The following is a 1127-nucleotide window of genomic DNA, read 5'->3' on the forward strand; positions in this document are numbered from 1 at the left end:
GTCGGCTTCAACCGCCGCTACGACGCCGGGTTCCGGGCCGCGCACGAAAAGGTGGCCGCGGGCGCCATCGGCACCCCGCAGCTGCTGCGCTCGCTCACCCGCGACCCGAAACTGGCCGACCCCTCCCCCATCCCGCCGTGGACGATCTTCCTGGAAACCCTCATCCACGACTTCGACACCCTGCGCTACCTCAACCCCGGCTCCGAACCGGTCGAGGTCTTCGCCATGGCCGACGCCCTGGTCCGCCCCGACTTCAAGGACCGCGGCCTCCTCGACACGGCCGTGGTCACGATCCGCTTCGACAACGGCGCCCTCGCCACCGCGGAGGCCAACTTCCAGGCGGTGTACGGCTACGACGTGCGCGGCGAGGTCTTCGGCTCTGCGGGCATGCTCACGATGGGCGACATCCGGCGCACCCATCTGACGTCCTACGGCGCGGACGGCGTCGCGGCCGAGACGATCACCTACGACCAGGACCTGTTCCACGAGGCGTACGTCGCCGAGCTCGCCGACTTCGCCGACAGCGTCCGCACCGCCCGCACCCCGTCGGCCACCGGCGAGGACGCCCGCGCCGCGCTGACGATCGCGCTGGCGGCCATCAGGTCGGTGGAGAAGGGCGTCCCGGTACGCGTCGAGGACATCCGGGCCCAGGCCGCCTGACCCGCCTTCCGGGAAGGTCAGGAGGCCTGCGGAGGAGAGGTCAGGACTCCTTCGGCGAAGGCACCACGGCCACCGGGCACTCCGCGTGGTGCAGCACCCCGTGCGCGACCGAGCCGATCCGCGCGCCCACCGCCGTACGGTGGGCGCGCCGCCCGACGACCATCAGCTGCGCCCGCCCCGCCACCGACAGCAGCACCTGCCCCGCACTGCCCATCTCGATGTGCTCGACGACGGGCACATCGGGGAAGCGCTCCCGCCACGGCTCCAGCGCCTCGGCGAGGGCCTTCTTCTCGTACGGCTCCAGGCCGCCGGCCTCGTCGAGCAGCTTCATGGAGCCCGGGCTGTAGGCGAACACGGGTGGCAGGGTCCACGCCCGCACGGCCCGCACGGTGGCACCACGTGCCGCCGCCGTCTCGAAGGCGAAGCCGAGCGCCGCGGCGCTGTCCTCGGGGTCTCCGTGCTGCCCC

General features: G+C 72.8%; 2 protein-coding genes. One reads left to right on the plus strand and one right to left on the minus strand.

Annotation, left to right across the window (positions count from 1 at the left end):
- On the plus strand, nt 1–660 hold a 660-nt coding region (locus R6V09_RS53605; protein WP_317888621.1), incomplete at its 5' end, for a Gfo/Idh/MocA family protein.
- A 40-nt stretch (nt 661–700) separates the two neighbouring features.
- On the opposite strand, the gene R6V09_RS53610 is transcribed toward R6V09_RS53605, so the two are convergent.
- A partial coding sequence (locus tag R6V09_RS53610) for a universal stress protein (RefSeq protein ID WP_317888622.1) occupies nt 701–1127 on the minus strand: 427 nt, incomplete at its 5' end.

This window comes from Streptomyces sp. W16 (genome assembly GCF_033194735.1).
GTDB lineage: Bacteria > Actinomycetota > Actinomycetes > Streptomycetales > Streptomycetaceae > Streptomyces.